1 protein-coding gene and 1 pseudogene are annotated in these 1,436 nt (G+C 73.1%); both read left to right on the top strand.

From position 1 onward, the window contains the following. Positions 1-828, top strand: an 828-nt coding sequence (locus I5I_RS14780) for an HAD-IC family P-type ATPase (protein ID WP_036321480.1), incomplete at its 5' end; no start/stop codon positions are given. A 68-nt stretch (positions 829-896) separates the two neighbouring features. Then, positions 897-1,409: pseudogene (locus tag I5I_RS14775) on the top strand (Glu/Leu/Phe/Val dehydrogenase dimerization domain-containing protein); the annotation flags it as partial. Positions 1,410-1,436: the final 27 nt, after the last annotated feature.

Here is a 1,436-nt window from a genome sequence, read left to right as displayed (position 1 = left end):
GGCATCGTGGTGGAGCCGGCCGACGACGCGCACGAGGAAGCGACCAACGGGGTGACCGCCGTGATCGGCGGACGGCGCGTGGTGGTCGGAAAGCCGGCCTACGTCGCGTCGCTCGCACCCGACACCACGCTCACCGCGATGGATGCGGGTCAGGCGGCCGCGTACGTGGCCGTCGACGGCCGCTTCGCCGGAGCCCTCGTCCTCGCCGACGGCGCACGGCCCGAGTCGCGTGCCGTCGTGCGCTGGTTGCGCGGACACGGCGTGGAACGCGTCACGATGCTCACCGGCGACGCCCGGCCCACCGCCGACGCCGTGGCGGGGTCGGTGGGGGTCGACGAGGTGCACGCCGACTTGCTCCCCGCCGACAAGGTGCATCTGGCTGCGATGATGACGCCGCGCCCCGTGCTCATGGTCGGCGACGGCGTCAACGATGCGCCGGTGCTCGCCGCCGCCGACATCGGCATCGCGATGGGCGCACGGGGAGCCACCGCCGCCGGCGACGCGGCGGACGCCGTCGTGCTGAAGGATTCGCTGACGAAGGTGGCCGAGGCGGTCGCGATCGGTCGCGACACACTGCGCGTGGCCTACGTCGCCATCTGGATCGGCATCGCCCTCAGCGTCGCGGCGATGCTGCTCGCGACGACCGGGCTGGTGCCCGCCGTCCTCGGTGCGCTCGGACAGGAAGTGATCGATCTGGCGACCATCCTGTACGCGCTGCGCGCACTGCGCGGGCGTCGGTTCGATCTCTCCGACCCCGGCACCGACGTCGCGCCCGATGCCGCACACACGGCCGCACCCCCGCGATCGGTGCCCGTGGAGGCACAATAGGGGGTGGATGCCGCAACGCCGCGGCATCCACCGAGCACCGCCCACAAGGCCCGCCGAAAGAGGATGCGATGACGCACACCCTGCCCCTGCCCGATTTCTCCCACGAGCGCGTGGAGGTGACGACGGGCCCGCGCAGCGGACTGCTCATCACCGTCGCCCTGCACTCCTCGACGCTCGGGCCCGCCCTCGGCGGCGCCCGGATGTGGACCTACCCGCACTGGAGCGACGCCGTCGGCGACGCCCTGCGGCTGTCGGCCGCGATGACGCTCAAGAACGCCGCGGCCGGGCTGGACGCCGGCGGCGGCAAATCCGTGATCTGTCTGCCGCCGGGAACGACGCTCGATGCCGATCGCCGGCGTGCGGCGTACCTCGACCTCGGCGACGCCGTCGACCGTTTCGGCGGCAGCTACCGGACCGCGGAGGATGTCGGGTCGACGACGGAGGACATGCTCGTCGTCAGCGAACGGACCGCGCACGTGGTCGGCCTGCCCGACGCCGTCGGCGGTTCGGGCGAACCCGCGGGCCCGACGAGCCTCGGCGTGTACGAGGCGCTGCGCGCCACGCTCGAGCAGGTGACCGGACTCTAGAGGATCCCCGGGACCGAGCTC

It is taken from the genome of Microbacterium sp. B24, assembly GCF_000333415.1.
Classification (GTDB): domain Bacteria; phylum Actinomycetota; class Actinomycetes; order Actinomycetales; family Microbacteriaceae; genus Microbacterium.
The sequence above is the reverse complement of the archived record's forward strand: the minus strand, read 5'-3'. Positions and strand labels throughout refer to the sequence as shown.